Origin of the sequence: Stenotrophomonas maltophilia group sp. Smal17, assembly GCF_030237045.1 — a bacterium.
In the GTDB taxonomy this organism is placed as follows: domain Bacteria; phylum Pseudomonadota; class Gammaproteobacteria; order Xanthomonadales; family Xanthomonadaceae; genus Stenotrophomonas; species Stenotrophomonas forensis.
The window spans coordinates 1-4080 of the sequence record NZ_JASJSU010000056.1 but is presented as its reverse complement, the minus strand read 5'-3'; the positions used below and the strand labels follow the sequence as shown (position 1 = coordinate 4080).

Here is a 4080-nt window from a genome sequence, read left to right as displayed (position 1 = left end):
TAATGCATACCGCGCTGCCGGCCAGCGGCCGGCACTACCTTGATGCCAGGCGCTGGTTCACCTCCGCGGCGATCCGCGCGGTTTCGCGCAGCGGTTCGATGCGGTCGTACTGCCAGTCCAGCCAGCGTTCCTGCAACCGCCCGCGTTCGCGCAGCTGCTGCTGGAAGCGTGCCAGCCGTCCCTGTGCGGTATCGGCCAGTGCCACCCTCACCGGCATGCGCGTGGCGCAGGCTTCAGAGAGCAGGTTCACCGAATCCGGCGAGACCACCACGCGGTTGGCCCAGCCGAGCAGGCCGCCATACGGATTCACTCCGTCGCCGCCATCGCCCCAGATCACATGCGGCAGGTCGGCGAAGGTCGCGCGCAGGATCTCGGCCAAGGCCGGCGGCGTGCGTCGCGAGGTGGTGGCCAACAGGCTGCCTCCCTCGCTGCGGATCTGCTCGGCCAGTGCGCGGAACACGCCGACCATCGCCGGTTCGTCCCACGGCGCCAGCGCTGTTGGCCCACCCACCAGCAATGCAGTGCGCGGGCCGGGCAGGGTGCTGAAGCCGGCGAACGCGGCGCGGCCCCAGGCCAGCCAGTCGTCGTCCACCGGGTTGAGGCTGCCGAGCAGGGTCAGCACGTTGCTGCCGCGCAGGGTGTCGTGTTCGGGCACCACCACCACATCCCAATGGCGGGCACTGATACGCGGATCGAGGATCTGCACCACCTGGCTGCCGCGCGCACGCAGCACGCGCAGGGCACCGGCGGCCTGGCGGCCACAGCCGATCGCCAGCGCCGGGGCCTCGGCGGCAAGTGTCGCGAAGGCTTCGCCGTAGCCGTTCACATCGCCGGGCAGGCGCCGCGGCGACAGCCAGCGCCAGGGTGCGCGCGGCTGCAGCACCAGCGGCCGATGGGTGCCCTGGCGCAACGCCGAGGCCAGCGCAACCGCCTGGCGGACATTGCCCGCGCGGCCGTCAGTGACCGTCCAGGGTGCGCTCGATCGTTTCACCATTGGCATTAATTCGTTTCAGCCCTGCTGGGTGTTGCAACAGTCGCGACACTCTACACTGCGGCTCGTCGATTCGCCCCGCGCCGCCCGCGGGCACTGACTTCCCTTCGCCGCCCTGGAGATCCACCGATGTCCCACGCGCTCGACGCTGCTGCCCTCGATCAGCTGTTCCGCACTGCCCGTACCCAGAACGCCTTCCTCGACAAGCCGGTCCCGGCCAGCCTGCTGCAGGAACTGTACGACCTGGTGAAGTGGGGCCCGACCGCGGCCAACACCACGCCGGCCCGCTTCGTCTTCGTCACCTCGAAGGACGCCAAGGCCAAGCTGGCCCCGGCCCTGTCCGAAGGCAACCTGGCCAAGACCATGGCCGCGCCGGTCACCGCCATCATCGGCTTCGACCTGGACTTCCACGAAAAGCTGCCGTACCTGTTCCCGCACGCCGATGCCAAGGCCTGGTTCGACGGCCCGCAGGAAGGCCGCCACGAAGCCGCCATCCGCAACGGCAGTCTGCAGGGCGCCTACCTGATCCTGGCCGCGCGCGCGCTGGGCCTGGATGCCGGCCCGATGTCCGGCTTCGATGCGGCCAAGGTGGACGAAGCGTTCTTCGCCGGTACCTCGATCAAGTCGAATTTCCTGGTCAACCTGGGTTACGGTGACCCGGCGGGCCTGTTCCCGCGTCTGCCGCGCCTGTCGTTCGACGAAGCGGCGCGCATCGCGTAAGTCGCTGTATCGGTTTCGGGCCGTCACCTTGGCGGCCCCTGTTGCACCCACCCTACGATCCGGAGAGTTCCTCAGATGAGCGCCACCCGTAAACTGCTGCTGCCGCTGGCCCTGACCCTGGCCATCGCCGCCTGCTCCAAGCCGGCCGACACCGCTGCCCCGGCCGCTGATGCTGCTGCCCCGGCCACCACCGAACAGGCTGCCGCCCCGGCCGCTGATGCCGCCGCTGCCGCGCCGGCTGCCGAAGCGATCAAGATCGCCTCGGGCACCTACAAGCTGGACCCGAGCCACACCGACGTGCTGGCACAGTGGAGCCACTTCGGCTTCTCCAACCCCAGCGCGCACTTCGGCAACGTTGAAGGCACCCTGGTGTACAACGCCGAAGACGTGACCAAGTCCACCGTGGAAGTGAAGCTGCCGCTGAGCGGCCTGAACAGCTTCACCGCCAAGTTCGACGAACACCTGAAGAGCGCCGACTTCTTCGACGCCGCCAAGTTCGCCGATGCCACCTTCAAGAGCACCAAGGTGGAAGCGGCCGGCACCAACAAGCTGACCGTCACCGGCGACCTGACCATCAAGGGCATCACCAAGCCGGTCACCCTGGACGTCACCGTCAACGGCGGCGGCGAGCACCCGATGGCCAAGGTTCCGGCGGCTGGCTTCGATGCCACCACCACGCTGAAGCGCAGCGATTTCGGCGTCGGCGCCTACGCCCCGAACGTCAGCGATGAAGTGAAGATCCGCATCACCACCGAAGCCACCGGCGAAAAGCCGGCTGCTTGATGCACCCCGCTCACTCGTCGTGAGAAGGCAGAAGGCCCGCTGAAAAGCGGGCCTTCTTTATTGGGGTGGGCACGCCCTGGTAGATGCCAACCTTGGTTGGCACGCGGGCACTGTGCAGGCCAACCAAGGTTGGCCACTACCGGGTACGCGCGCTCAGCGCAGCGCGCCCATCCACGCCGCACACGCCTCGCTCGGGCTCTGCTTGGCTTTCACTGCCAGCCCGCTCACGCGCACGAAGGTCTGCGCGGCCTGCGCCACCACCTGACGTGCGATCAACGCGGCCTGCTTGGTCGCGGCCTGCTGCTTGCGCAGCTGCACGATGTTGATCGACGGCCGGCCGACCGGTGCGTACTTCTGGTCGCGGCGCAGCACATCGGCTACCTGCGCCACTTCGAATTCGGCCTGCAGGTAGCGGTGCTGCGCTTCCACCAGCTCACGCAGCGGCACGCGCAGGGCGGCGGTGTCAGTGAAGGCGGCCAGCGCGGCATCGCAGGCGGCGTCATCGGCGAAGCGGGTACGCAGCGCATCCACGCTGGCCAGGGTCAGTTTGGCCATGTGGGCCTCGTTGCTGCAGGAAAGGAGCGCGATTGTCGCATTGCTGGCCGGGTAATGCGTTGAACCGGGTGTCGGAATCCCTGTAGAGCCGAGCCTATGCTCGGCTCATCGCGCGTAGCGCAGGGCATTGATCAATGGCGGCTGGGAGAGCCGCCGAGCATGGGCTCGGCTCTACAATAGGCTGTTGTTTCACCCACGGAAGGAAGACCCATGCAGGACGCGCAGTACTGGTTGAACGAATTCTGGACGGGCCTGAGCGTGCTCGATCTTCTGGGCGGCAGTGTGCTCGGCACGCTGCTGGGCCTGGCGCTGGGCATCCTCGGCTGGCGCTGGCTGCACCGCCGCGGTTGGTTGCAGCGGCGCACGCGCTGGCATCACTGGCTGCTGGCCAGCTATGTGGTGCTGCTGCCGCTGGCCACCGCCTTCTTCGGCCTGCAACTGGGCTTCACTGCCGGTGCGCACCGCGCGCTGTTCAAGCAGCTCGATCATTTCCAGCCGCACCTGCAGACGCTGGTGGAAGGCTGGAGCGAAGGCTTCACCGATTCACTGGATGACCCGCGCATGCGCGAGGCATTGCGCAGCCAGGGCACGGTGGGCGATGTGGCCGACACCATCGCCTCGGCCTACCTCAGCGAACACCCGCTGCCCGGCCTCGACCGCCTTGGCAACGGCCCGCTGGCGCGCGGCACCGGCTGGGTGATCGGCAAGGTGCGCGAAGGCCTGCTGCGGGGCATGGTGGAAGACACGCTGGTGGACAAGGCTGGCACGCTCGGCCTGGAGCCCAAGGTAGTGCGCGAGGCGCTGACCATGCACGTCGATGAGCTGCTGCACACCCGGGGCGTGTTGCGGCTGGTGAAGGCGCAGATCAACGGCATGATGCCCGGCGTGTATTTCGGGCTGCTGCTGCCGCTGCTGGTCATCGCACTGTTGATAGCGCTGGAGATCTGGGCCGCGCGGCGGTTCGGGTGGACCCGGCAGGTGCCATCCAGCGCGGTAGTGCCGGCCGCTGGCCGGCAGCTGCAGGTTCCTGC

At 68.1% G+C, this 4080-nt stretch carries 5 protein-coding genes; 3 read left to right on the top strand and 2 right to left on the bottom strand.

The window, feature by feature from the left end; genetic code table 11:
• Positions 1-34: 34 nt before the first annotated feature.
• On the bottom strand, positions 35-994 hold the full coding sequence (locus tag QRO93_RS14450; protein ID WP_180880396.1) for a mitochondrial fission ELM1 family protein: 960 nt from the start codon (positions 992-994) through the stop codon (positions 35-37).
• Between the two features lie 126 nt (positions 995-1120).
• Between QRO93_RS14450 and QRO93_RS14445 the strand changes: the two genes are divergently transcribed.
• Positions 1121-1711 carry a malonic semialdehyde reductase gene (locus QRO93_RS14445; RefSeq protein WP_180880397.1) on the top strand — a complete coding sequence of 197 codons (591 nt, stop codon included), beginning with the start codon at positions 1121-1123 and terminating at the stop codon, positions 1709-1711.
• 75 nt (positions 1712-1786) lie between these two features.
• Positions 1787-2494 (top strand): YceI family protein, encoded by a 708-nt coding sequence (locus QRO93_RS14440; RefSeq protein WP_180880399.1) that lies wholly within the window; start codon positions 1787-1789, stop codon positions 2492-2494.
• A gap of 153 nt (positions 2495-2647) precedes the next feature.
• On the opposite strand, the gene QRO93_RS14435 is transcribed toward QRO93_RS14440, so the two are convergent.
• Positions 2648-3049: a hypothetical protein gene (locus QRO93_RS14435; RefSeq protein WP_180880400.1), complete on the bottom strand. Its 402-nt coding sequence runs from the start codon at positions 3047-3049 to the stop codon at positions 2648-2650.
• 210 nt (positions 3050-3259) lie between these two features.
• On the opposite strand from QRO93_RS14435, the gene QRO93_RS14430 reads away from it, so the two are divergent.
• Positions 3260-4080 (top strand): hypothetical protein (locus QRO93_RS14430; protein ID WP_285304267.1); only part of this gene is annotated, 821 nt, incomplete at its 3' end.

Bases quoted from the DNA above. Each gene is read 5' to 3' on its own strand.
- QRO93_RS14450 (WP_180880396.1), bottom strand. From the start codon at position 994: ATGGTGAAACGATCGAGCGCACCCTGGACGGTCACTGACGGCCGCGCG.
- QRO93_RS14445 (WP_180880397.1), top strand. From the start codon at position 1,121: ATGTCCCACGCGCTCGACGCTGCTGCCCTCGATCAGCTGTTCCGCACT.
- QRO93_RS14440 (WP_180880399.1), top strand. From the start codon at position 1,787: ATGAGCGCCACCCGTAAACTGCTGCTGCCGCTGGCCCTGACCCTGGCC.
- QRO93_RS14435 (WP_180880400.1), bottom strand. From the start codon at position 3,049: ATGGCCAAACTGACCCTGGCCAGCGTGGATGCGCTGCGTACCCGCTTC.